At 47.1% G+C, this 21248-nt stretch carries 18 protein-coding genes, 16 tRNA genes and 3 rRNA genes; 29 read left to right on the top strand and 8 right to left on the bottom strand.

The features are described from left to right. Positions 1–19: 19 nt before the first annotated feature. The 3 genes from V5G21_RS16015 to V5G21_RS16025 all read right to left on the bottom strand — a co-directional run bounded on the left by V5G21_RS16015 (position 20) and on the right by V5G21_RS16025 (position 1445). Positions 20–178, bottom strand: a complete 159-nt coding sequence (locus V5G21_RS16015; protein ID WP_011246157.1) for a YpzG family protein — start codon at positions 176–178, stop codon at positions 20–22. 18 nt (positions 179–196) lie between these two features. Next, positions 197–352: a small, acid-soluble spore protein K gene (gene sspK, locus V5G21_RS16020; RefSeq protein ID WP_011246158.1), complete on the bottom strand. Its 156-nt coding sequence runs from the start codon at positions 350–352 to the stop codon at positions 197–199. A 112-nt stretch (positions 353–464) separates the two neighbouring features. Further along, positions 465–1445 carry a metal-dependent hydrolase gene (locus V5G21_RS16025; RefSeq protein ID WP_011246159.1) on the bottom strand — a complete coding sequence of 327 codons (981 nt, stop codon included), beginning with the start codon at positions 1443–1445 and terminating at the stop codon, positions 465–467. A gap of 98 nt (positions 1446–1543) precedes the next feature. Here V5G21_RS16025 and mutY point away from each other — a divergent pair, with 98 nt between their 5' ends. Together mutY and V5G21_RS16035 are read left to right on the top strand one after the other, a co-directional pair. Then, complete coding sequence (gene mutY / locus V5G21_RS16030; protein WP_011246160.1) at positions 1544–2701, top strand: A/G-specific adenine glycosylase; 1158 nt, start codon at positions 1544–1546, stop codon at positions 2699–2701. Next, positions 2698–3447: an SDR family NAD(P)-dependent oxidoreductase gene (locus tag V5G21_RS16035; RefSeq protein WP_011246161.1), complete on the top strand. Its 750-nt coding sequence runs from the start codon at positions 2698–2700 to the stop codon at positions 3445–3447. Before mutY ends, V5G21_RS16035 begins: the two co-directional genes overlap by 4 nt. 33 nt (positions 3448–3480) lie before the next feature. On the opposite strand, the gene V5G21_RS16040 is transcribed toward V5G21_RS16035, so the two are convergent. Together V5G21_RS16040 and V5G21_RS16045 are read right to left on the bottom strand one after the other, a co-directional pair. After that, entirely contained in the window at positions 3481–3831 is a 351-nt protein-coding gene (locus V5G21_RS16040) for a hypothetical protein (protein WP_011246162.1), read from the bottom strand. Positions 3832–3846: 15 nt separating this feature from the next. After that, complete coding sequence (locus V5G21_RS16045; RefSeq protein WP_011246163.1) at positions 3847–4047, bottom strand: hypothetical protein; 201 nt, start codon at positions 4045–4047, stop codon at positions 3847–3849. A 105-nt stretch (positions 4048–4152) separates the two neighbouring features. Between V5G21_RS16045 and fabL the strand changes: the two genes are divergently transcribed. The 4 genes from fabL (at position 4153) to V5G21_RS16065 (ending at position 7658) form a co-directional block, all read left to right on the top strand. Continuing rightward, positions 4153–4902: an enoyl-[acyl-carrier-protein] reductase FabL gene (gene fabL / locus V5G21_RS16050; RefSeq protein WP_073304760.1), complete on the top strand. Its 750-nt coding sequence runs from the start codon at positions 4153–4155 to the stop codon at positions 4900–4902. A 67-nt stretch (positions 4903–4969) separates the two neighbouring features. Further along, on the top strand, positions 4970–5122 hold the full coding sequence (locus tag V5G21_RS16055; RefSeq protein WP_011246165.1) for a gamma-type small acid-soluble spore protein: 153 nt from the start codon (positions 4970–4972) through the stop codon (positions 5120–5122). 213 nt (positions 5123–5335) lie between these two features. After that, complete coding sequence (locus V5G21_RS16060; protein WP_011246166.1) at positions 5336–5863, top strand: nucleoside tri-diphosphate phosphatase; 528 nt, start codon at positions 5336–5338, stop codon at positions 5861–5863. A 46-nt stretch (positions 5864–5909) separates the two neighbouring features. Continuing rightward, on the top strand, positions 5910–7658 hold the full coding sequence (locus V5G21_RS16065) for an ABC transporter ATP-binding protein (RefSeq protein ID WP_073304758.1): 1749 nt from the start codon (positions 5910–5912) through the stop codon (positions 7656–7658). Between the two features lie 154 nt (positions 7659–7812). On the opposite strand, the gene V5G21_RS16070 is transcribed toward V5G21_RS16065, so the two are convergent. Together V5G21_RS16070 and V5G21_RS16075 are read right to left on the bottom strand one after the other, a co-directional pair. Further along, positions 7813–8856, bottom strand: coding sequence for an aromatic acid exporter family protein (locus V5G21_RS16070; RefSeq protein ID WP_235360840.1), 1044 nt, complete (start codon positions 8854–8856; stop codon positions 7813–7815). Positions 8857–8967: 111 nt separating this feature from the next. Then, a complete protein-coding gene (locus V5G21_RS16075; protein WP_011246169.1) occupies positions 8968–10272 on the bottom strand; it encodes a glutamate-1-semialdehyde 2,1-aminomutase in 1305 nt (434 codons plus the stop codon). A 167-nt stretch (positions 10273–10439) separates the two neighbouring features. On the opposite strand from V5G21_RS16075, the gene bcp reads away from it, so the two are divergent. The 4 genes from bcp to perR all read left to right on the top strand — a co-directional run bounded on the left by bcp (position 10440) and on the right by perR (position 12819). After that, complete coding sequence (gene bcp, locus V5G21_RS16080) at positions 10440–10910, top strand: thioredoxin-dependent thiol peroxidase (RefSeq protein ID WP_011246170.1); 471 nt, start codon at positions 10440–10442, stop codon at positions 10908–10910. After that, positions 10903–11865, top strand: coding sequence for a D-2-hydroxyacid dehydrogenase (locus V5G21_RS16085; RefSeq protein ID WP_179289850.1), 963 nt, complete (start codon positions 10903–10905; stop codon positions 11863–11865). Before bcp ends, V5G21_RS16085 begins: the two co-directional genes overlap by 8 nt. A 17-nt stretch (positions 11866–11882) precedes the next feature. Further along, positions 11883–12179: a cyclic-di-AMP receptor gene (locus tag V5G21_RS16090; RefSeq protein WP_011246172.1), complete on the top strand. Its 297-nt coding sequence runs from the start codon at positions 11883–11885 to the stop codon at positions 12177–12179. A 208-nt stretch (positions 12180–12387) separates the two neighbouring features. Next, positions 12388–12819, top strand: coding sequence for a peroxide-responsive transcriptional repressor PerR (gene perR / locus V5G21_RS16095; RefSeq protein WP_011246173.1), 432 nt, complete (start codon positions 12388–12390; stop codon positions 12817–12819). Between the two features lie 70 nt (positions 12820–12889). Here perR and V5G21_RS16100 read toward each other — a convergent pair whose 3' ends face one another. Continuing rightward, positions 12890–13255, bottom strand: coding sequence for a YgzB family protein (locus V5G21_RS16100; protein ID WP_011246174.1), 366 nt, complete (start codon positions 13253–13255; stop codon positions 12890–12892). Between the two features lie 431 nt (positions 13256–13686). Between V5G21_RS16100 and V5G21_RS16105 the strand changes: the two genes are divergently transcribed. The 19 genes from V5G21_RS16105 (at position 13687) to V5G21_RS16195 (ending at position 21196) form a co-directional block, all read left to right on the top strand. Continuing rightward, a 16S ribosomal RNA gene (locus V5G21_RS16105) occupies positions 13687–15237 on the top strand. Positions 15238–15819: 582 nt separating this feature from the next. Next, a 23S ribosomal RNA gene (locus V5G21_RS16110) occupies positions 15820–18755 on the top strand. A 360-nt stretch (positions 18756–19115) separates the two neighbouring features. Continuing rightward, positions 19116–19231, top strand: a 5S ribosomal RNA gene (gene rrf / locus V5G21_RS16115). Together the 16S, 23S and 5S rRNA genes with 16 tRNA genes alongside form the textbook arrangement of a ribosomal RNA operon. An 11-nt stretch (positions 19232–19242) precedes the next feature. Next, positions 19243–19317: transfer RNA gene (locus V5G21_RS16120), tRNA-Asn, on the top strand. Between the two features lie 3 nt (positions 19318–19320). After that, positions 19321–19414, top strand: a tRNA-Ser gene (locus V5G21_RS16125). A 12-nt stretch (positions 19415–19426) separates the two neighbouring features. Then, positions 19427–19501: transfer RNA gene (locus V5G21_RS16130), tRNA-Glu, on the top strand. 36 nt (positions 19502–19537) lie between these two features. Then, positions 19538–19613 (top strand) — tRNA-Val (locus V5G21_RS16135). A 437-nt stretch (positions 19614–20050) separates the two neighbouring features. Beyond that, a tRNA-Met gene (locus tag V5G21_RS16140) sits at positions 20051–20127 on the top strand. 17 nt (positions 20128–20144) lie between these two features. Further along, positions 20145–20221, top strand: a tRNA-Asp gene (locus V5G21_RS16145). Between the two features lie 12 nt (positions 20222–20233). Then, positions 20234–20309: transfer RNA gene (locus V5G21_RS16150), tRNA-Phe, on the top strand. A gap of 13 nt (positions 20310–20322) precedes the next feature. Continuing rightward, positions 20323–20395, top strand: a tRNA-Thr gene (locus tag V5G21_RS16155). Between the two features lie 67 nt (positions 20396–20462). Then, positions 20463–20547, top strand: a tRNA-Tyr gene (locus V5G21_RS16160). 7 nt (positions 20548–20554) lie between these two features. Next, positions 20555–20628 (top strand) — tRNA-Trp (locus tag V5G21_RS16165). A 30-nt stretch (positions 20629–20658) separates the two neighbouring features. Next, positions 20659–20735 (top strand) — tRNA-His (locus V5G21_RS16170). 12 nt (positions 20736–20747) lie between these two features. Continuing rightward, positions 20748–20821: transfer RNA gene (locus V5G21_RS16175), tRNA-Gln, on the top strand. Positions 20822–20824: 3 nt separating this feature from the next. Further along, a tRNA-Gly gene (locus V5G21_RS16180) sits at positions 20825–20896 on the top strand. A gap of 11 nt (positions 20897–20907) precedes the next feature. Then, a tRNA-Cys gene (locus V5G21_RS16185) sits at positions 20908–20981 on the top strand. Between the two features lie 29 nt (positions 20982–21010). After that, positions 21011–21096, top strand: a tRNA-Leu gene (locus tag V5G21_RS16190). A 26-nt stretch (positions 21097–21122) separates the two neighbouring features. Further along, positions 21123–21196, top strand: a tRNA-Arg gene (locus V5G21_RS16195). Positions 21197–21248: the final 52 nt, after the last annotated feature.

Raw genomic sequence — 21248 nt, forward strand, 5'->3', positions numbered from 1 at the left:
AGACCCGTTTTTCGCACATTTACGTGCGTTTGCGCATTTGCGCTTCAAGCACAATATTGTGTTGGCTTTGTTGGGTTTCGCCATTCACTTGGTGGAAAGCGTGCTTTGCATTGGCACGCGGTGACATGAACGGATCAGTATACAAACTGTGTGAGAAACGCGAGTTTTCCTTTCCCATGAGGCATTCCTCCCAAAATTAAAGCGAGTTAAAGTGGTTGGACGATCTCATTCGTTCTTGCGGGCGGTCGCGCGTTGTACCGTCAGGACGCTTAGACGCGTGCTCATCGGCATTATTCGCTTTATTCCCGTTGAACGAAATCGGGTTTGGGAAACCTTTAGCTTTGTTTCGCATCGGTGAAACCCCCTCGCCATATCGGCTTAACTCTAGTATGTCCGGGATGGCGAGGTGCTATCGGTGGCAATGCTAACCAGTTTTATTGCATTCGTGTAAAGGCGATAGCCAATTACGTAATGATTTTCAGTTTTCTCTGCAGTGCTTCTTCGCTGTAAACCCACCCAGTGTATGAAGTGACAATGTTTAAATCGGCATCGAGTTGCACAATGGCTACGAATGGGTAATGGCCTTTGCTGCGATAGCGCAAATCGAAGAAACGAACTTCGTAGCCACCGTCCGTTGTCGCCTCCATTTCCCAGCGGTATGTTGGCGAAAAAGACAGGAAAGCAGCAAGATTTTTGTCGGAGCACGCTGCTTGCATGACAGGATCAGTTGGAATCGGGTCAAAAGCATAACGTTCAAAGAAAGTGATTTTTTTATTTTTTGATTGGGCTACATAAAGCATATCAGGTGTCCGAATAACAAGATGCCATTTGTTCCAGCGAATTGTCGGCGATACAAAGATATGGGTAGCATTTGGGTGATGTTGCCTTGCACGCTTGACAACGTCCCTCTTTTCACTAATCCGCCATGCATAGTATAAAACCAATCCTACATAAATAACGACAAAGGATGGACCTGGGGGAAAGCCCAATGCCCATAATAAAATTCCGACAACATGGGCGCCAAAGACGACGGGGTCAAAAATATTCATGACACCAAGTGCGATCCAGCGATTCGAAAATGGCCAGAGTGCCTGTGTGCCATACGCATTGAAAATATCAACAAATACGTGTAAAAATACGGAAATTGCAGCCCATAGAAGAATCGTCGGCCAATAGGCATCTTGAAAGAAGAGCATCATTCCGCCAGAGATAATGAAGGGCCAAAGCAGTAGTGCTGGAATGGAATGTGTCATGCCGCGATGATGGCGGATGTAAATTGCATTGTTTTTTAATTTTAAAACGGTATCGAAATCTGGCGCATTGGAGGCAACCAGTGTGGTGGCTAGGACGGCTGTCATCATGTAAGGCGATGAAGCAATCTGGACATCAAGTGTCGCCAGCCCAGCCAGTCCAGCACCCATTACAATATGTGTGGATGTATCCATACGAAGAGAGCATCCTCCTTTTGCAACCAATCATGCACAATTTCGTAATTGGCGGCTGTACCTAAAAGTAATTTATGCTATAGTTATACCCGACGTTAGTGGAAAATAAGCGTATCTTCATCATGAAGGCATTTGGTTTTCAGGTCAAGTCAAAGGGATATCAGGTGAGAAGAGTGACAGAAACATACAATGAAAACATATCATACAGCGATTTTAGGCGCCAGCTAATCGAGTGGTATCAGGCTCATAAACGGGAATTGCCTTGGCGTGAATCGAACGATCCCTACCATATATGGGTGTCAGAAATTATGCTGCAACAAACAAGAGTCGATACGGTTATTCCTTACTATGAACAATTCATGCGTAAATTTCCTGAGATGGAAGACCTTGCTTATGCTGAAGAGGAAGAGATATTGAAAGTATGGGAAGGGCTTGGCTATTATTCCCGTGTCCGCAATTTACAGGCCGCTGTGAGGGAAGTCGTAGAACACTATGGCAGCGTCGTGCCCGATACGCGCAAGGAAATCGAACAATTAAAAGGAGTCGGCCCCTATACCGCCGGTGCGATTTTAAGTATTGCTTATGCAAAAGCAGAACCTGCCGTTGACGGCAATGTGATGCGTGTATTGTCGCGCGTTTTTTGCATGGAAGATGATATTGGCAAACCGCAAACGAGAAAAAAGCATGAAGCGATTTTATATGAACTAATTGACAAGAGCGACCCATCAAGTTTTAACCAAGGATTAATGGAACTAGGCGCTCTTGTGTGTACACCGACTTCGCCAGGCTGCCTGCTTTGTCCCGTGCGAACGCAATGCCTCGCCTATGAACGAGGACAACAAGAGCGGCTGCCGATAAAAATGAAAAAGAAAAAAGCAAAATCGATTGAGCTTGAATCGTTTTTATTGAAAACAGAAAAGGGCGAACTGCTGATTGAAAAGCGTCCAGACAAGGGGCTATTAGCTGGCTTATGGCAGCTTCCTGTGCTTGAAGGACGGTTTGATCCAGGGGAGCGCCAACAAAAGTTGGCTGAAAAATACCATATAGAAGCGGAGCCCAGTGCTGCTAATTTTCAAGTGAAACATATATTTAGCCATTTAATTTGGGAAATTGAGTTGTACGTAGGCAGGGCGAATCGAAATGGTGAACTACCGGCGAATTGCCGCATCATAAAAGCGGAAGAACTAGAGCAGTATGCCTTTCCAGTTTCACAGCAAAAATTGTTGAATCATTGTTTGGAGGAGGGATGGCTATGAATTTGGGCTTAACGGGAAAACGCGTATTCGTAACAGGAGGAACAAAAGGGATTGGCAAAGCAATTGCCAATGCTTTTGCTGCAGAAGGAGCCAAAGTGGCTGTTTGTGCAAGGGTGACAGAAGGCATAGAGGGACTACTAGCAGGTATTCAAACGATTAGCGGCGATGTGACCAAAGCGGCTGAGCGTGAGCGAATGTTTGCTGAGGCGTCAGCAGCGATCGGACCGATTGACATATTGGTTAACAATGCAGGCGGCAGCAATGGCGGAGCAATTTCCGAAACGGCGATGGATGTGTTTTATGAAGCGTTCGAGCTTAATTATTTCTCTGCTGTCCATTTCTCAAAGCTTGCACTGCCAGCGATGAAATCGGCAGGGAGAGGAACGATTATCAATATTTCTTCTATATTTGGTCGTGAATCAGGTGGGAAAGCGACTTATAATAGCGCAAAAGCGGCGCTTATTAGTTTCACAAAAGCTCTTGCTGACGAGACGGCAAAACAAGGCATCCGCGTCAACAGCATAGCCCCGGGCTCGATACTTCATCCGACTGGAAATTGGCAAAAACGCCTTGATGCCGATCCAGAGGGGATCACCGAATTTGTGAATCGTGACATTCCGGCCGGTCGGTTTGGAACTCCAGAAGAAGTAGCAGATGTCGTCGTGTTTTTAGGATCAGATAAAGCGAGCTGGGTAACTGGAGCTACACTAGTGGTAGACGGCGGCCAGTCAAAATCGAATATATAGGAAAAGCACACCGCCGAAACCGCGGTGTGTTTTTTAGATGCCAGGCTCTGTGTCGTCTTCATTCAGCAAGTTAATTTCTTTTATTTTGGCTTTTGTTTCTTCGGTGCCAAGTTGGTATAGGCGTTCGTATACATCGTTCATGCCAACTTGAAATTCATTTTTATCGGCATCGCCGGCACGTTCGTCAAAATGTCTAAATGAGAAAAGGTTGCCGAGCTCAACATCGTGTTTATTGACTTGCCTGAGCAAGTCTTCAAACTGTTTTTTCTCTTCTTCAGTGGCCGCAATTTCGTATTCAATTAATTGGCCGTCATTTACACGCACGTTGCTAATTGTGTCCATACTTATCGGATTTAAATTAACGTAATACAATTGTTTATCCATCTTATTACCTCCCTGTTAAGAAAAGGATTGGTCTACTTTTTGCAAGCCGCCGCGGCGTTCAATTTCTTTTAAAATTTGGTTGTGGCGCGAATTTCCTTGGATATTCAAATAGGCACTAAGTTGTTGCATTCCGTGGTGGAAAAAAGCAAGTTCTTCGTCTGTCCACATGTGTGGCGAAATGCCTTCCAACTCGGTTAAATCCCTGCCGTCATACACACTAAAATGCTCCTTTCCTGTGCTTTCGTGTAGTTTGGCTGTTCGAGCGCCTGCCTATGCGTTATAATGGATAAATCGTACTGACTTAGCAAGGAGCGTGTAGACATGGAAAAGAAAGTGGCATTAGTGACAGGAAGCAGCCGCGGAATCGGAAAAGAAATCGCGATTTCCCTGGCAAAAGAAGGATATAACCTCGTAATCAATTACGCACGAAGCCGCTCGAACGCAGAAACAACAGCAGCGGAAATTCGCGCACTTGGCGTGGACGTGCTTGTTGTCAAAGCCAATGTTGGCAAGCAGGAAAAAATTAAAGCGATGTTTGAACAAATTGACGACACTTTCGGGCGTCTTGATGTGTTTGTAAACAACGCAGCTTCTGGTGTGTTACGGCCGCTGATGGAGCTTGAAGAAAGCCATTGGGATTGGACGATGGACATTAACGCCAAAGCACTGCTATTTTGTGCCCAAGAAGCGGCAAAAAGAATGGAAAAAACCGGAGGCGGCAAAATTGTCAGCCTAAGTTCTTTAGGGGCCATCCGTTATTTGGAGAATTATACGACCGTTGGCGTGTCTAAAGCGGCTGTAGAATCATTAACGCGCTATTTGGCTGTTGAACTGGCGCCAAAAGGAATTGCCGTCAATGCTGTTTCGGGTGGAGCAGTGGACACAGATGCATTGACACACTTTCCAAACCGGGATGAATTGCTAAAGGATGCAGCAGAGCGAACTCCTGCAGGGCGGATCGTAGAACCAAAGGACCTTGCTAAAGCAGCCATGTTTTTATTGTCAGATGAAGCAAGTATGATTCGTGGCCAAACGATTATCGTGGATGGCGGTATCTCCTTGCTGGCATAACGTTTTATTTTTTTTTGCATAGAAAAAAACTCCACGGGAAAAGTATATAGCGTGGAGGTGATAAACCATGGACAAAGCATCAAAAACAAACAAAAACCAAGTAAAGAAGCAAAACCAAGCTTCTGAACAAGGATACAATGCTGAATTTGCGAGCGAGACAGACGTACAAGAAGTAAAACAACAAAACGCTCAATCAGCAGCTAAAAAGAACCAACAATAATTTGTGAAACGCGAGCGCTTTGGCGCAAAAAGACACCCTTTGCCAACTAGGTTAAGGGGTGTCTTTTTTTGTCAAAACGAAGCTACTTTTGCCTTTGCGAGCCTTAACGTTTTAAATACGACCTGAACCTTGTATAATAGAGGATGTACATTCAAATTGTGAAGGATAGCAGAAGAGTCTGCGTGTGTGGAAATTGAGAGAAAGGAGCCCGCTATGAGCTTTCCTAAGGAAGGCAGCACTATCCAGATACACAGCTACAAGCATAATGGGAAGCTTCACCGCATTTGGGAAGATACGATTGTGTTGAAAGGAACGTCTAAAGTCGTAGTAGCAGGAAATGACCGCATCATTGTCAGGGAAGCGGACGGAAGAAATTGGCGGACGCGTGAACCAGCGATTTGTTATTTTGATGCCGAGCAATGGTTCAACATGATTTGCATGCTTCGCGCTGATGGCATTTATTACTACTGCAATCTTGGAACACCTTTTACATGGGATGAAGAAGCGTTGAAGTATATTGATTATGACTTGGACATTAAAGTGTATCCGGATATGACGATGAAGCTGCTCGATGAAGATGAATACGAACTGCATAGCAAGCTCATGAAGTATCCGCCAGAACTTGATGTTATATTACGAAAAAGTGTAGACGAGCTTATATCGTGGATCCACCAGAGAAAAGGGCCGTTTGCGCCCCAATTTGTAGAAAACTGGTACGAACGGTATTTGCAATACCGCTAAGAGCCTGAGCCTTCAGGCTTTCTTTATAGAAAAAGAAGGGGTTTACTTGAAGACAATCAAAAGGTATTTGGTGTTTGTAAAGCCATACCGCAAAGAAATTATTGGAACGATTTTAATTGGGTTGCTGAAATTTGGCATCCCGCTGTTATTTCCACTTGCGATGATGTACATTATTGACGATGTTCTTCTCAATGAAGAGTTGTCTATTGCTGAACAATCTTCACAACTTTATTGGATTATTGGCGGCATGGCGTTTTTGTTTATCGTTTTGCGCCCGCCAATTGAATACTACAGGCAGTATTTTGCCCAATGGATCGGCAACAAAGTACTATACGATATTCGTGACCACTTGTTCACGCATATTCAAAAGCTGAGTTTGCGCTTTTACTCAAACCGCAAAGTGGGGGAAGTCATTTCCCGGGTCATCCACGACGTCGAGCAAACGAAAAACTTTGTGATCACTGGCCTTATGAACATATGGCTCGATTTGGCGACGATTTTAATCGCGATTGCAATTATGCTCCAATTAAACGTATGGTTGACGCTTGTTGCTATTTCGATGTTTCCGTTTTACGGGTTTTCGATTAAATATTTTTACCAACGTTTGCGGAAGCTGACGCGGACTCGTTCACAAGCGCTTGCGGATGTACAAGGCCATTTGCATGAGCGCGTCCAAGGGATGAATGTCATCCGCAGTTTTGCCAATGAAGACTATGAACAAAAGCAATTTGCTGTTCGCAACCAACGCTTTTTAGCGAAAGCACTTGATCATACGGCTTGGAACGCAAAAACGTTTGCCGTCGTCAATACTGTGACGGACATTGCCCCGCTTCTTGTTCTGTTTGTATCGGCGCTGTTTGTGCTAAATGGCAGCTTAGAGCTCGGGGCCATGAGTGCTTTTGTCCTTTATATGGAACGGCTATACGGCCCGTTACGGCGGCTTGTCAATTCATCGACAACGTTAACACAGTCCATTGCTTCGATGGACCGCGTTTTTGAGTTTATTGATGAGAAATACGATATTACAGACAAAGAAGGAGCAGATGTGTTGACTGATGTCAAAGGAGCTGTGACATTTGAACATGTGACCTTTTCCTACGACAATGAAGCGGCCCCGGCACTACAAGATATCCATTTAAACATTCCAGCTGGGCAGACGGTTGCCCTTGTTGGCATGAGCGGTGGAGGGAAAAGCACGCTCGTCAGCCTGATACCGAGGTTTTACGATGTTACAAAAGGCCGGATTCTGATTGACGGCAAAGACATTCGTGACCTCGTCGTGAGAAGTCTGCGCGACAATATTGGCATGGTACTGCAAGATAATATCCTGTTTAGCGACAGCGTAAAATCGAACATCAAAATTGGAAAGCCTGATGCAACAGATGAAGAAGTCATTCAGGCAGCAAAAGCAGCCAACGCCCATGAATTTATTTGCAAGCTGGAAAATGGCTATGATACTGAAGTTGGCGAACGGGGAGTCAAACTATCTGGAGGGCAAAAGCAGCGCATTGCCATTGCCCGCGTATTTTTAAAAAACCCACCTGTTCTCGTTTTTGACGAAGCGACGTCAGCACTCGATTTGGAAAGCGAACATTTTATCCAAGAAGCACTAGAAAAGCTGGCCCGAGACCGGACAACGTTTATCGTTGCACATCGTTTGTCGACCATTACGAATGCCGATACGATTGTGGTCATAGACGACGGAAAAGTAGTCGAACAAGGCACTCATAAAGAATTAATGGAAAAGCAAGGTTCCTATTACAAACTATACAGCGTCCAAGAATTGGAAGCGTAAAGGATCAGGCTGATAGAAAACGCTTGTCAGACGAGGAGTGCAGGCGAGGGAAGATGCGAATAGAACGTGGGTTCATGAGCATATGACCGAGGCAAACGACGAAGTATGCGAGCGTTTTTCTACAGTCTGAAAAACCGCCTAAAAGGCGGTTTTTTTACGTATTTGCATCGTCTTCAGTTGTGTGGATTTGGTGGTTTTCGACAAGCGTATCAAGGTGCTCCAACTCTTGCTGGTATTCAATAATGGCTGAAATTGCTGGCAGGAAAGAATGCCATTGAGCCAAGTCAAACGCTTCTTCTTCATAAAGAGTAACAAACAGATTCGTCATTGTCGATTGCCCTTCTTCAATTTCGTTCACATAATCTTCAAGGGCATTGGTGCTGACCTTCCCGTTGTAACGCAAAATAATGCGGCGGTGGTAATCGGTCAACGATGTAATTTGCTCTTCGATTCTGCCTTTCACACGGTCAGGGAGATTGCTAAAGTCTTCAGAGCGATGCTCAAGCATTTCCAAGACACGGTATGCTTTTTCGCTAGTAGAAATCATTTGCCTAAACACGACGACTTTCCGGCGTTGGTTAAATGTTTTCGAGCGAAAATAATTGCGTTCTTCCCTGAACAAATTAAACAAGTCATTTGTTTTATCCAAATGGTTTTTTTGCGCTTTCATGTCTTCACGCAAAGCAATCGAGTCAGCCTCACGGCGGGCAACAAGTTCTAGCCACTCGAGCAAGCTGTCTGTCGTGGAAGACAGCTTGTCGTAAACTTTGTTCTCATACCGTGGCGGTATAAAAGCTAAATTCACAAGAAAAGCGGCAAGGATGCCTATCAAAACAAGGATAAACCTTTGTGCTGCAAATTCTAGGAAATTATCGGACGGGCTCTCCATGATGATGATCACAGTCACAATTGCTGTTGGAATAATAGCCGGCTCCAATTTTAATTTAATAAAGATCGCAATGGAAAGCATTACTACAACACCAACTACGAAAGGCGCATGCCCAAATGTCATTACAAAGAGGACACCAATAATAGCGCCAATCAAATTGGCTTGCACTTGGTGGCTGAAAGTCCGCAATGTCCGAAACAGCGAAGGCTGAATCGCGAAAGCGGCAGCAATCGCGGCAAATGTCGGTGGATTAAATTGGAGCCAATTGGCCAGATAAAGGGCAAGTACGACTGCAAGCCCCGTTTTCAAGATACGAGCTCCTAGTCTCATGTATCGCATTGTCCTTTCTCAGTTTAAAAACATGGCATTCCGTTCTGGGCCTTTCTAGTATATTTGAGTCGCGGCTGTTTCATGCGCTGATCAGCTATAGAAACCCGCAGCGACTGTTTTAAATGAACGGTACGCAGCTTCAATTGTTTCATCAATGTCATTTTTTGTATGGGCAATCGTTAAAAACCAAGCTTCGTACTTGGAAGGTGCCAAGTGAATTCCTTCGTTTAGCATCGCTTTGAAAAAGACGCTAAATTGATCGCCGTTAGAACGTTTGGCTCCTTCATAATCAATGACGGGCTCATCTGTGAAATAAACGGTTAGCGCTCCTTTTAACCGGTTAATTGAAATCGGAACATTCGCTTTTGCGGCCGCTAAATAAAGGCCTTCTTCAAGGCGTGCCCCAAGTTCATCGAGTTTCTCGTATACGCCTTCTGTTCGCAAGACTTCGAGGCAAGCAATACCTGCGCTCATGGATGCAGGGTTTCCGGCCATTGTCCCAGCTTGGTAGGCGGGTCCAAGTGGAGCGACTTGCTCCATAATATCCATCCGTCCGCCGTATGCGCCAATTGGCAATCCGCCGCCAATAATTTTTCCTAGAGCGGTCATATCTGGCTTCACATTCAAGTAGTCTTGAGCGCCTCCATACATAAAGCGGAAAGCCGTAATGACTTCATCATAGATCACGAGAGCGCCGGCGCTATGAGCAAGGTCATTAACAGCTTCTAAAAAGCCTGGCTCAGGTTCGACAATGCCAAAATTGCCAACGATCGGTTCAACAAGGACAGCGGCTGTTTCGCTTCCCCAATGGGCTAGCGCTTCTTTAAATGCCTCGATGTCATTAAAGGGAACGGTAATGACTTCACTTGCCGTTGCAGCTGTAACGCCAGCTGAGTCTGGAGTGCCGAGTGTAGAAGGGCCTGATCCAGCAGCTACGAGAACGAGATCAGAATGGCCATGGTAGCATCCAGCAAACTTAATGATTTTTTCTTTGCCTGTATACGCTCTTGCGACGCGAATCGTCGTCATGACCGCTTCAGTTCCCGAATTTACAAAGCGTACTTTTTCAAGGGATGGAATGGCATTTGTTAGTTCCTGTGCAAATTCATTTTCAAGCCGAGTTGGCGTGCCAAAAAGAACGCCTTTGGCGGCCTGGTCTTGTATAGCTTTTGTAATGACTGGATGGGCGTGACCGGTGATAATGGGGCCGTATGCCGCTAAATAATCAATATAGCGGTTGCCGTCAACATCATAAAAATAGGCACCTTCTCCCCTTTCCATGAAAACAGGCGTGCCGCCGCCCACTCCTTTGTAGGCTCTAGAAGGGCTATTTACACCACCTACAATTACATGTTGAGCTTCCTGGTAAAGGGATTCTGATGTTTTGCGATTCATAAGGACCTCCATCTGCTAATAAACTTCTCCCGCTTATCATAGCATATGTCCTATAGCAAGTCAGAGAAAAGGGCATATGCCAACAGAAAAATCTCTTCATTGAAGAATTTCGCCAATTCCGCTAATCTTTTAAGAGAGAGTAACTGATCGAAAAGGAGCGTAATAGAATGGTACGACAAGGAGAAAAAGCACCTGATTTTGAACTGCCGGCAAATGGCGGAAAGACGATTCGTTTGTCTGATTACAAAGGCTCTTACATTGTCCTTTATTTTTACCCGAAAGATATGACCCCTGGCTGCACGACGGAAGCGTGTGATTTTCGCGACCAAACTGAAGCCTTTAAAAAAGAGGGAGCGATCGTACTAGGTGTAAGCCCCGATCCGGCAGACAAACATGACAAATTTGCCGAAAAACATGGTCTGCCTTTTCCGCTTGTGGCAGATGAGGACTTGGAGGCTGCAAAAGCGTACGGAGTTTGGCAGCTTAAAAAGAACTTTGGCAAGGAGTACATGGGCATTGTTCGCTCTACGTTTGTAATTGGCAAAGACTTTACGGTTCTCAAAGAATGGCGCAATGTAAAAGTGAAAAACCATGTTGATGATGTACTCGCTTTTGTTAAGGGACAAAATGATGAGTGAGAACGCATCGGTTGTTTTCTTTATGAAACAAACAGAGGAAAGGCAAGAGCTACTTAAACACTCTTTTGCAAATACGTCCTTTTATTTTCCTGATAAAAAAGGTGTTCCTAACGATCAAATTTTAAAAACGGCGGATGTTCTAGTTACGTTTGGTGACGATATTACGGAATCGCTTGTGAGCAAAGCGCCTTTACTTAAGTGGATTCACGTCATGTCAGCTGGCATTGAAGGGTTGCCTCTGCGCCTTTTGCATGATAGAGGTGTGTTGGTAACCAATAGCAGAGGCATTCATGCTGAGCCGATGTCCGAACACGCCATTTGGGCGATGCTTGATTATGTAAAACACGCTACTCGTTATCGGATGTTGCAACAAAACAAACAATGGGATAAAAGCATCAAGCCGAAGGAACTTACTGGGATGACAGCTGTTTTTCTTGGCACGGGCGCCATCGCTTCAAAAACGGCTGAACGGGCCAACATGTTTGGTATGCGAACAATTGGCGTTAATACAGATGGCCGTCCGCAAAAACATTTTGAGCAGACATTTTCTATGGAAGAATGGGATAAAGCATTGAGGAAGGCTGATGTTCTGATCAACATCCTTCCTTATACAGAACAAACGCATGGCATTTTGAATAAAGAGGCGTTTAGGCAACTTAAGGGGCACACAGTATTTATTAATTTGGGTAGAGGAAAATCCGTAGTTGAAACGGATTTGCTCGATGCATTAAAATTAAAACAAATTGATCACGCTTATTTAGATGTTTTTGCAGAAGAACCGCTTCCCCTTGATTCACCTTTGTGGGACGATAAGGCGGTGACGATTACCCCTCATGTTTCGGCAGCAACATCCCATTACATGAAAAGAGCTCTTGATATTTTTATGGAAAATTTAAAAGCCTTTATAAACAACGAGGATCTTAAAAACATCGTTTGTTTTGAAAAAGGATACTAAAGGGAGGGATCAAAACGATGAAGCTGTTAGTATGCATTATTGATGATTTTTACGCTGATGATGTAGAAAAAGATTTGCGCAAACAAGGGTATCGGATGACCGAACTTTCTAGTTCAGGCGGCTTTTTAAGAAAGGGCAGCACAACGTTTTTGTTTGGCGTTCATGAATCGGACTTGGAACAGCTTCAAGCTGCTCTAAAAAATGCATGTTTAAATGTTGAATCAAAGCGGCAGCGAAAAGATAAAAAAACACATCGTTATACCTCTTTTCTAGTTCCAGCTGCAAACGCAACACCGTTGTTCGTACAAACATGAACACGATCGAAAACGCTTGTCAGGCGAAGAGTGCAATCTGAATAGAATGAGCAGATGCTTGATGTTTGCCTCTAGTCTGAGAACCGCCCATATAGGGTGGTTCTTTTGCATCTAAACAGCAAATTTTTGCCTGCTCTTGCTTAAAGCCAAGTTACAACTTATAATTAATATAAAGAAAGAATAGTTTTCCGAAAGAGAGGCGCATAGTATGGCTAATCGAGGCTTATCGGAAGCAATTGATGCGCTTAAAAGCACACGAGTGCGTATGACACCGCAGCGCCACGCGATTTTGGAGTTTTTGTATGAATCAATGACACACCCTACAGCGGATGAAATTTATAAAGCATTAGAAGGGCGCTTCCCGAATATGAGCGTAGCGACTGTATATAACAATCTGCGTGTTTTTAAGGAAGTTGGCATTGTAAAAGAGTTATCGTATGGCGACGCTTCAAGCCGTTTTGATTGCGTGACAAGCAACCATTACCATGTCATTTGCACGCAATGCGGTAAAATTGTTGACTTCCATTATCCTGGACTAGATGAAGTGGAAACCCTTGCAGAGCATGTGACAGGTTTTGAAGTTGACAATCATCGCATGGAAATTTACGGCGTATGCCCAGATTGCAAAAAAGCGCGTTAAGGGCACCTGATAGGAAAGAAAAAAGAGGAAATAGCCAGCGCTCTTTCCTCTTTTCCTTTCTATACCGTTTTTATGTTTGTGACTTTTTGGAAGCGGGAGAGTTATAAGCTTCGTCAAATTCCTTTCCTTCAAGTGAACGGTCCATCGTTAGTGGCTGATCGCAATGCATGCACGCATCGACACGGCCGAGTACTTTTGTTTGCTTTTCGCATGACGGGCATATGACAGGAACCGCTCGCGTCGAAAGAAGGCCAATAAAAAAATAGACAACTGTACTAGCGATAACGGCTAGAAAACCGAGTATCATAGCGATGACCATAATGACTGGATGCTCTTTAAAGAAGATGCCGACGTACATAATGAGGATCCCGACAAACACTAAGCTTAGTGCGAATGTGCGTATTTTGTTGATTTTGTTTGTATACTTTAGCTTCATTGCTTGCCCTCCTGGTGTTTATCTGAAATAGCAACTTACATTCAATAAATCGAATCGAGTATAGTATAACATAGGTTAACCGATCTCGTTAAAGCGCTTCTATAAATAGAAGGAGATCATTCCCAAAAAAAAATTTAAAAAAGTGTTGACCGATCTCTGTAGCCATGATATATTATTTCATGTCGCCAACGAACTGGCGATTCATTGAAAAACAAATTGACTGAATGGTCTTCGCTATGTTAAGATCATGAAGTCGCAACCGAGTCCTTTGAAAACTGAACAAAAGCCAAGCGTAAAAGAGATACAAGGTATCTCGTCAATCATAGTGAGCCACAACTTCGGTTGTGCAATGAAGCTAAGGATCTTCGGTTAAGGTCGCGACGTCCTGTCGCAACACCGAAGCCAACACATCCGTGTGTAAGTAAACTTTTTTAACGGAGAGTTTGATCCTGGCTCAGGACGAACGCTGGCGGCGTGCCTAATACATGCAAGTCGAGCGAAGTTTTAAGAAGCTTGCTTTTTGAAACTTAGCGGCGGACGGGTGAGTAACACGTGGGCAACCTGCCCCTTAGACTGGGATAACTCCGGGAAACCGGAGCTAATACCGGATAATCCCTTTCTCCACCTGGAGAGAGGGTGAAAGATGGCTTCGGCTATCACTAGGGGATGGGCCCGCGGCGCATTAGCTAGTTGGTAAGGTAACGGCTTACCAAGGCAACGATGCGTAGCCGACCTGAGAGGGTGATCGGCCACACTGGGACTGAGACACGGCCCAGACTCCTACGGGAGGCAGCAGTAGGGAATCTTCCGCAATGGACGAAAGTCTGACGGAGCAACGCCGCGTGAGTGAGGAAGGCCTTCGGGTCGTAAAGCTCTGTTGTGAGGGAAGAAGCGGTACCGTTCGAATAGGGCGGTACCTTGACGGTACCTCACCAGAAAGCCACGGCTAACTACGTGCCAGCAGCCGCGGTAATACGTAGGTGGCAAGCGTTGTCCGGAATTATTGGGCGTAAAGCGCGCGCAGGCGGCTTCTTAAGTCTGATGTGAAATCTCGGGGCTCAACCCCGAGCGGCCATTGGAAACTGGGGAGCTTGAGTGCAGAAGAGGAGAGTGGAATTCCACGTGTAGCGGTGAAATGCGTAGAGATGTGGAGGAACACCAGTGGCGAAGGCGACTCTCTGGTCTGTAACTGACGCTGAGGCGCGAAAGCGTGGGGAGCAAACAGGATTAGATACCCTGGTAGTCCACGCCGTAAACGATGAGTGCTAGGTGTTAGGGGTTTCGATGCCCGTAGTGCCGAAGTTAACACATTAAGCACTCCGCCTGGGGAGTACGGCCGCAAGGCTGAAACTCAAAGGAATTGACGGGGACCCGCACAAGCAGTGGAGCATGTGGTTTAATTCGAAGCAACGCGAAGAACCTTACCAGGTCTTGACATCCTTTGACCACCCAAGAGATTGGGCTTCCCCTTCGGGGGCAAAGTGACAGGTGGTGCATGGTTGTCGTCAGCTCGTGTCGTGAGATGTTGGGTTAAGTCCCGCAACGAGCGCAACCCTTGATCTTAGTTGCCAGCATTAAGTTGGGCACTCTAAGGTGACTGCCGGTGACAAACCGGAGGAAGGTGGGGATGACGTCAAATCATCATGCCCCTTATGACCTGGGCTACACACGTGCTACAATGGATGGTACAAAGGGCAGCGAAACCGCGAGGTGAAGCCAATCCCATAAAGCCATTCTCAGTTCGGATTGCAGGCTGCAACTCGCCTGCATGAAGCCGGAATTGCTAGTAATCGCGGATCAGCATGCCGCGGTGAATACGTTCCCGGGTCTTGTACACACCGCCCGTCACACCACGAGAGTTTGTAACACCCGAAGTCGGTGAGGCAACCTTTTGGAGCCAGCCGCCTAAGGTGGGACAAATGATTGGGGTGAAGTCGTAACAAGGTAGCCGTATCGGAAGGTGCGGCTGGATCACCTCCTTTCTATGGAGTTTTTACTCTAGTCGATGTATGACCTTCTGGTCATATAGCGCTTGTGCTGTTGTTCAGTTTTGAGAGGACTCAAAACTCTCGATTAAATGCTTTTGCTCCTGCGGTTACTCGTCGCAAGGCAGCACGAAGCATAAACTGAGAAGTGTTACATGATGTAATTGAAATCAGTAGCCTTGTTCAGTTTTGAGAGGACTCATTCTCTCAGGTTCTTTGAAAACTAAATCCAGAAATAACTCAAATTGATCTTTGTTCATCGGTTGTATAACTGTTTGAACGAGACGTCAAGAATTCAATGCATACCTTTTTATGTATTTTTTAATTTTTGCGAAGAGCAGCAAGGAGATCGAGGACACACGTTTTCGAATGAGGGAGCGTACGAGTGTACGTGACCGAGTGAGAATAACGTAAGTGGACGAAGAGATCCGCCGCTGATCTGAAGCAAAAAAGTTTCACAAAGAGAACCGAGCAGGTCGAGGATGGGAAATGTTCGAAGGAGGGAGCGTAGTTGCCTACGTGACCGACTGAGAATCATGAACCAGACGAAGAGATGCGACGGTGATCTGCCGTGAAAAAGGATAAGTTAGAAAGGGCGCACGGTGAATGCCTTGGCACTAGGAGCCGATGAAGGACGCGACGAACCGCGATAGGCTTCGGGGAGCTGTAAGTAAGCTTCGATCCGGAGATTTCCGAATGGGGGAACCCACCATCCGTAATGGGATGGTACTGACATCTGAACACATAGGATGTCGAGAGGCAGACCCGGGGAACTGAAACATCTAAGTACCCGGAGGAAGAGAAAGCAAATGCGATTTCCTGAGTAGCGGCGAGCGAAACGGAAACAGCCCAAACCAAGAGGCTTGCCTCTTGGGGTTGTAGGACACTCAATAACGGAGTGATCAAGAAACGGAGTAGGTGAACTGTCTGGAAAGGCAGGCCGAAGAAGGTAACAGCCCTGTAGCTGAAACTTCGTTTCCTCCAGAGTGGATCCTGAGTACGGCGGGACACGTGAAACCCCGTCGGAATCCGGGAGGACCATCTCCCAAGGCTAAATACTCCCTAGTGACCGATAGTGAACCAGTACCGTGAGGGAAAGGTGAAAAGTACCCCGGAAGGGGAGTGAAAGAGATCCTGAAACCGTGTGCCTACAACTAGTCAGAGCCCGTTAACGGGTGATGGCGTGCCTTTTGTAGAATGAACCGGCGAGTTACGGTATCGTGCAAGGTTAAGCTGATGAAGCGGAGCCGCAGCGAAAGCGAGTCTGAATAGGGCGCATTAGTACGATGCCGTAGACCCGAAACCGGGTGATCTACCCATGTCCAGGGTGAAGGTCGGGTAACACCGACTGGAGGCCCGAACCCACGCAAGTTGAAAATTGCGGGGATGAGGTGTGGGTAGGGGTGAAATGCCAATCGAACTCGGAAATAGCTGGTTCTCCCCGAAATAGCTTTAGGGCTAGCCTCGAGTGATGAGTCTTGGAGGTAGAGCACTGATTGGACGAGGGGTCCCCACAGGATTACCGAATTCAGTCAAACTCCGAATGCCAATGACTTTAACTCGGGAGTCAGACTGCGAGTGCTAAGATCCGTAGTCAAGAGGGAAACAGCCCAGACCATCAGCTAAGGTCCCCAAGTATACGTTAAGTGGAAAAGGATGTGGAGTTGCCCAGACAACCAGGATGTTGGCTTAGAAGCAGCCATCATTGAAAGAGTGCGTAATAGCTCACTGGTCGAGTGACTCTGCGCCGAAAATGTACCGGGGCTAAACGTATCACCGAAGCTATGGCAATCCCGTAAGGGATTGGGTAGGGGAGCGTTCCAAGGACAGCGAAGCTAGATCGTGAGGACTAGTGGAGTGCTTGGAAGTGAGAATGCCGGTATGAGTAGCGAAAAGATAGGTGAGAATCCTATCCGTCGAAAGCCCAAGGTTTCCTGAGGAAGGCTCGTCCGCTCAGGGTTAGTCGGGACCTAAGCCGAGGCCGAAAGGCGTAGGCGATGGACAACAGGTTGATATTCCTGTACCACCTCGTATTCGTTTGAACGATGGGGGGACGCAGAAAGGTAGGGTGAGCGCGCCGCTGGCTGTGCGCGTCGAAGCATGCGAGGCTGGAACATAGGCAAATCCGTGTTCCATAAGGCTGAGCTGTGACCGTGAAGGACCTTCGGGTCCGAAATCCCTGATCCTCCGCTGCCGAGAAAAGCCTCTAGTGAGAATACAGGTGCCCGTACCGCAAACCGACACAGGTAGGCGAGAAGAGAATTCTAAGACGCTCGGGAGAACTCTCGTTAAGGAACTCGGCAAAATGACCCCGTAACTTCGGGAGAAGGGGTGCTCTAGTAGGGTTAATCGCCCGAGAGAGACGCAGTGAAAGGATCCAAGCGACTGTTTAGCAAAAACACAGGTCTCTGCGAAGCCGTAAGGCGAAGTATAGGGGCTGACACCTGCCCGGTGCTGGAAGGTTAAGAGGAAGGGTCATCCCTTACGGGAGAAGCTCTGAATTGAAGCCCCAGTAAACGGCGGCCGTAACTATAACGGTCCTAAGGTAGCGAAATTCCTTGTCGGGTAAGTTCCGACCCGCACGAATGGTGCAACGACTTGGATACTGTCTCAACGAGAGACCCGGTGAAATTATAGTACCTGTGAAGATGCAGGTTACCCGCGACAGGACGGAAAGACCCCATGGAGCTTTACTGTAGCTTGATAGTGAGTGTTGGTATCATCTGTACAGGATAGGTAGGAGCCTTGGAAACCGGAGCGCTAGCTTCGGTGGAGGCGTCGGTGGGATACTACCCTGATGGTGCTGGCATTCTAACCTCGACCCGTGATCCGGGCCAGGGACATTGTCAGGTGGGCAGTTTGACTGGGGCGGTCGCCTCCTAAACAGTAACGGAGGCGCCCAAAGGTTCCCTCAGAATGGTTGGAAATCATTCGTAGAGTGCAAAGGCAGAAGGGAGCTTGACTGCGAGACCTACAAGTCGAGCAGGGACGAAAGTCGGGCTTAGTGATCCGGCGGTGCCGTATGGAAGGGCCGTCGCTCAACGGATAAAAGCTACCCTGGGGATAACAGGCTTATCTCCCCCAAGAGTCCACATCGACGGGGAGGTTTGGCACCTCGATGTCGGCTCGTCGCATCCTGGGGCTGAAGTAGGTCCCAAGGGTTGGGCTGTTCGCCCATTAAAGCGGCACGCGAGCTGGGTTCAGAACGTCGTGAGACAGTTCGGTCCCTATCCGTCGCGGGCGTAGGAAATTTGAGAGGAGCTGTCCTTAGTACGAGAGGACCGGGATGGACATACCGCTGGTGTACCAGTTGTTCCGCCAGGAGCATCGCTGGGTAGCTACGTATGGACGGGATAAGTGCTGAAAGCATCTAAGCATGAAGCCCCCCTCAAGATGAGATTTCCCATGGCGTAAGCCAGTAAGACCCCTTAGAGATGATGAGGTTGATAGGTCAGAAGTGGAAGCGTGGCGACACGTGGAGCGGACTGATACTAATCGGTCGAGGACTTATCCTATATACATTCTTGACAATTGAGTCTATTTCGGATTTAGTTTTGAAAGAATCACCCATTCTTTTCATCCTTACGCTTCAGTGCAGACGAAGTCATTCGCCGCCTCTGAAGCAAAGCGATTGACAAAGAGAAGCAAGAAGGTCGAGGATCGGAAGTGTTCGGCTGAAGGAGCGTACACATGTACGTGACTGAAGAAGAATCACGAACGAGACGAAGAGATTCGCTGCTTATCTGAAAGAACTACGAAGAGAAGCGAGGAGTTCGAGGACAGGAGTGCTCGAAGAAGGGAGCGTACCCAAACGTACGTGACCGACTGAGAGACACGAACTGGACGAAGAAATCCGAAGTTTATCTGAAGTAGAGTCCGGTGACAATGGCAAAGAGGTCACACCCGTTCCCATGCCGAACACGGCCGTTAAGCTCTTTTGCGCCGATGGTAGTTGGAGGCTTCCTCCTGCGAGAGTAGGACGTTGCCGGGCTTACATATCGTTCCACAGTAGCTCAGTGGTAGAGCTATCGGCTGTTAACCGATCGGTCGCAGGTTCGAATCCTGCCTGTGGAGCCATTAGGAGAGCTGTCCGAGTTGGCCGAAGGAGCACGATTGGAAATCGTGTAGGCGGTGTAAAACCGTCTCGAGGGTTCGAATCCCTCGCTCTCCGCCATCATACATAAAAGGCCCGTTGGTCAAGCGGTTAAGACACCGCCCTTTCACGGCGGTAACACGGGTTCGAATCCCGTACGGGTCACCATTTTTGAAGAGAATAAATAGAATTGTAGGAAATGATGGAGGATTAGCTCAGCTGGGAGAGCATCTGCCTTACAAGCAGAGGGTCGGCGGTTCGAGCCCGTCATCCTCCACCATCGCAATCAAATTAGAGTAACGTACAATCTATATTTATTTCTAATAGCGCGGGGTGGAGCAACGAACGAAGTGAGTTGTCTCGACGCAAACAAGCTTCCCCGAAAAAGCTATCAGAGGAAGAGACAGCCATGCTCTTTCAACCAATAGCACAGCAAAATTTCATTTATTCCTAACGACGCGGGGTGGAGCAACGAACGAAGTGAGTTGTCTCGACGCAAACAAGCTTCCCCGAAAAAGCTGGCAGAGGAAGAGACAGCCATGCTCTTTCAACCAATAGTACAGCAAAAATTCATTTATTCCTAACGACGCGGGGTGGAGCAACGAACGAAGTGAGTTGTCTCGACGCAAACAAGCTTCCCCGAAAAAGCTGGCAGAGGAAGAGACAGCCATGCTCTTTCAACCAATAGTACAGCAAAAATTCATTTATTCCTAACGACGCGGGGTGGAGCAGCCTGGTAGCTCGTCGGGCTCATAACCCGAAGGTCGGCGGTTCAAATCCGTCCCCCGCAACCAATACAAAAACAAAAAATGGTCCGGTAGTTCAGTTGGTTAGAATGCCTGCCTGTCACGCAGGAGGTCGCGGGTTCGAGTCCCGTCCGGACCGCCATTTAATTGGAATGGCTCGATAGCTCAGTTGGTAGAGCAACGGACTGAAAATCCGTGTGTCGGCGGTTCGATTCCGTCTCGAGCCACCATCATACGATTTGGGCCGGTCTAGCTCAATTGGTAGAGCAACTGAATCGTAATCAGTAGGTTGGGGGTTCAAGTCCTCTGGCCGGCATCACTTATCAAAAAATCATTGACATTTTGATCAATTACGGATATGATAAGTATTGTCTTTTGAAACTGGAGGGGTAGCGAAGTGGCTAAACGCGGCGGACTGTAAATCCGCTCCCTCAGGGTTCGGCGGTTCGAATCCGTCCCCCTCCACCATTTTCATAGGGGCATAGTTTAACGGTAGAACAGAGGTCTCCAAAACCTCCAGTGTGGGTTCGATTCCTACTGCCCCTGCCAACTTGAATCGTTTAAGCTTGTATCAATATGGCGGTTGTGGCGAAGTGGTTAACGCACCGGATTGTGGTTCCGGCATTTCGTGGGTTCGATTCCCATCAGCCGCCCCATTTAAATAGCAATGGGCTATAGCCAAGCGGTAAGGCATCGGATTTTGATTCCGTGATCCCTGGTTCGAATCCAGGTAGCCCAGCCATATGCGGAAGTAGTTCAGTGGTAGAATATCACCTTGCCAAGGTGGGGGTCGCGGGTTCGAATCCCGTCTTCCGCTTTAGTTTTTACGGCGGCATAGCCAAGTGGTAAGGCACGGGTCTGCAAAACCCTTATCACCGGTTCAAATCCGGTTGCCGCCTCCAATTTAAAAATCAGTTGTAGTCCTAGATAGGCCGGGGTGGTGGAATTGGCAGACACACAGGACTTAAAATCCTGCGGTAGGTGACTACCGTGCCGGTTCGAGTCCGGCCCTCGGCATCTTATGAAACGACATGAAGAAAATTGCGCCCGTAGCTCAACTGGATAGAGTACTTGACTACGAATCAAGCGGTTAGAGGTTCGAATCCTCTCGGGCGCGTATGCAAACTGACATTTTTAATGTCAGTTTTTTTGTTTTTAGATGGCTTCCT

The sequence above is a fragment of the Shouchella rhizosphaerae genome (assembly GCF_036700015.1).
GTDB classification, from domain to species: domain Bacteria; phylum Bacillota; class Bacilli; order Bacillales; family Bacillaceae_D; genus Shouchella; species Shouchella rhizosphaerae.

What these genes read in the sequence shown, in the direction of transcription:
- V5G21_RS16015 (WP_011246157.1), bottom strand. Translation starts at nt 178, where the DNA reads ATGGGAAAGGAAAACTCGCGTTTCTCACACAGTTTGTATACTGATCCG.
- sspK (WP_011246158.1), bottom strand. Translation starts at nt 352, where the DNA reads ATGCGAAACAAAGCTAAAGGTTTCCCAAACCCGATTTCGTTCAACGGG.
- V5G21_RS16025 (WP_011246159.1), bottom strand. Translation starts at nt 1,445, where the DNA reads ATGGATACATCCACACATATTGTAATGGGTGCTGGACTGGCTGGGCTG.
- V5G21_RS16035 (WP_011246161.1), top strand. Translation starts at nt 2,698, where the DNA reads ATGAATTTGGGCTTAACGGGAAAACGCGTATTCGTAACAGGAGGAACA.
- V5G21_RS16040 (WP_011246162.1), bottom strand. Translation starts at nt 3,831, where the DNA reads ATGGATAAACAATTGTATTACGTTAATTTAAATCCGATAAGTATGGAC.
- fabL (WP_073304760.1), top strand. Translation starts at nt 4,153, where the DNA reads ATGGAAAAGAAAGTGGCATTAGTGACAGGAAGCAGCCGCGGAATCGGA.
- V5G21_RS16055 (WP_011246165.1), top strand. Translation starts at nt 4,970, where the DNA reads ATGGACAAAGCATCAAAAACAAACAAAAACCAAGTAAAGAAGCAAAAC.
- V5G21_RS16060 (WP_011246166.1), top strand. Translation starts at nt 5,336, where the DNA reads ATGAGCTTTCCTAAGGAAGGCAGCACTATCCAGATACACAGCTACAAG.
- V5G21_RS16075 (WP_011246169.1), bottom strand. Translation starts at nt 10,272, where the DNA reads ATGAATCGCAAAACATCAGAATCCCTTTACCAGGAAGCTCAACATGTA.
- bcp (WP_011246170.1), top strand. Translation starts at nt 10,440, where the DNA reads ATGGTACGACAAGGAGAAAAAGCACCTGATTTTGAACTGCCGGCAAAT.
- V5G21_RS16085 (WP_179289850.1), top strand. Translation starts at nt 10,903, where the DNA reads ATGAGTGAGAACGCATCGGTTGTTTTCTTTATGAAACAAACAGAGGAA.
- V5G21_RS16090 (WP_011246172.1), top strand. Translation starts at nt 11,883, where the DNA reads ATGAAGCTGTTAGTATGCATTATTGATGATTTTTACGCTGATGATGTA.
- perR (WP_011246173.1), top strand. Translation starts at nt 12,388, where the DNA reads ATGGCTAATCGAGGCTTATCGGAAGCAATTGATGCGCTTAAAAGCACA.
- V5G21_RS16100 (WP_011246174.1), bottom strand. Translation starts at nt 13,255, where the DNA reads ATGAAGCTAAAGTATACAAACAAAATCAACAAAATACGCACATTCGCA.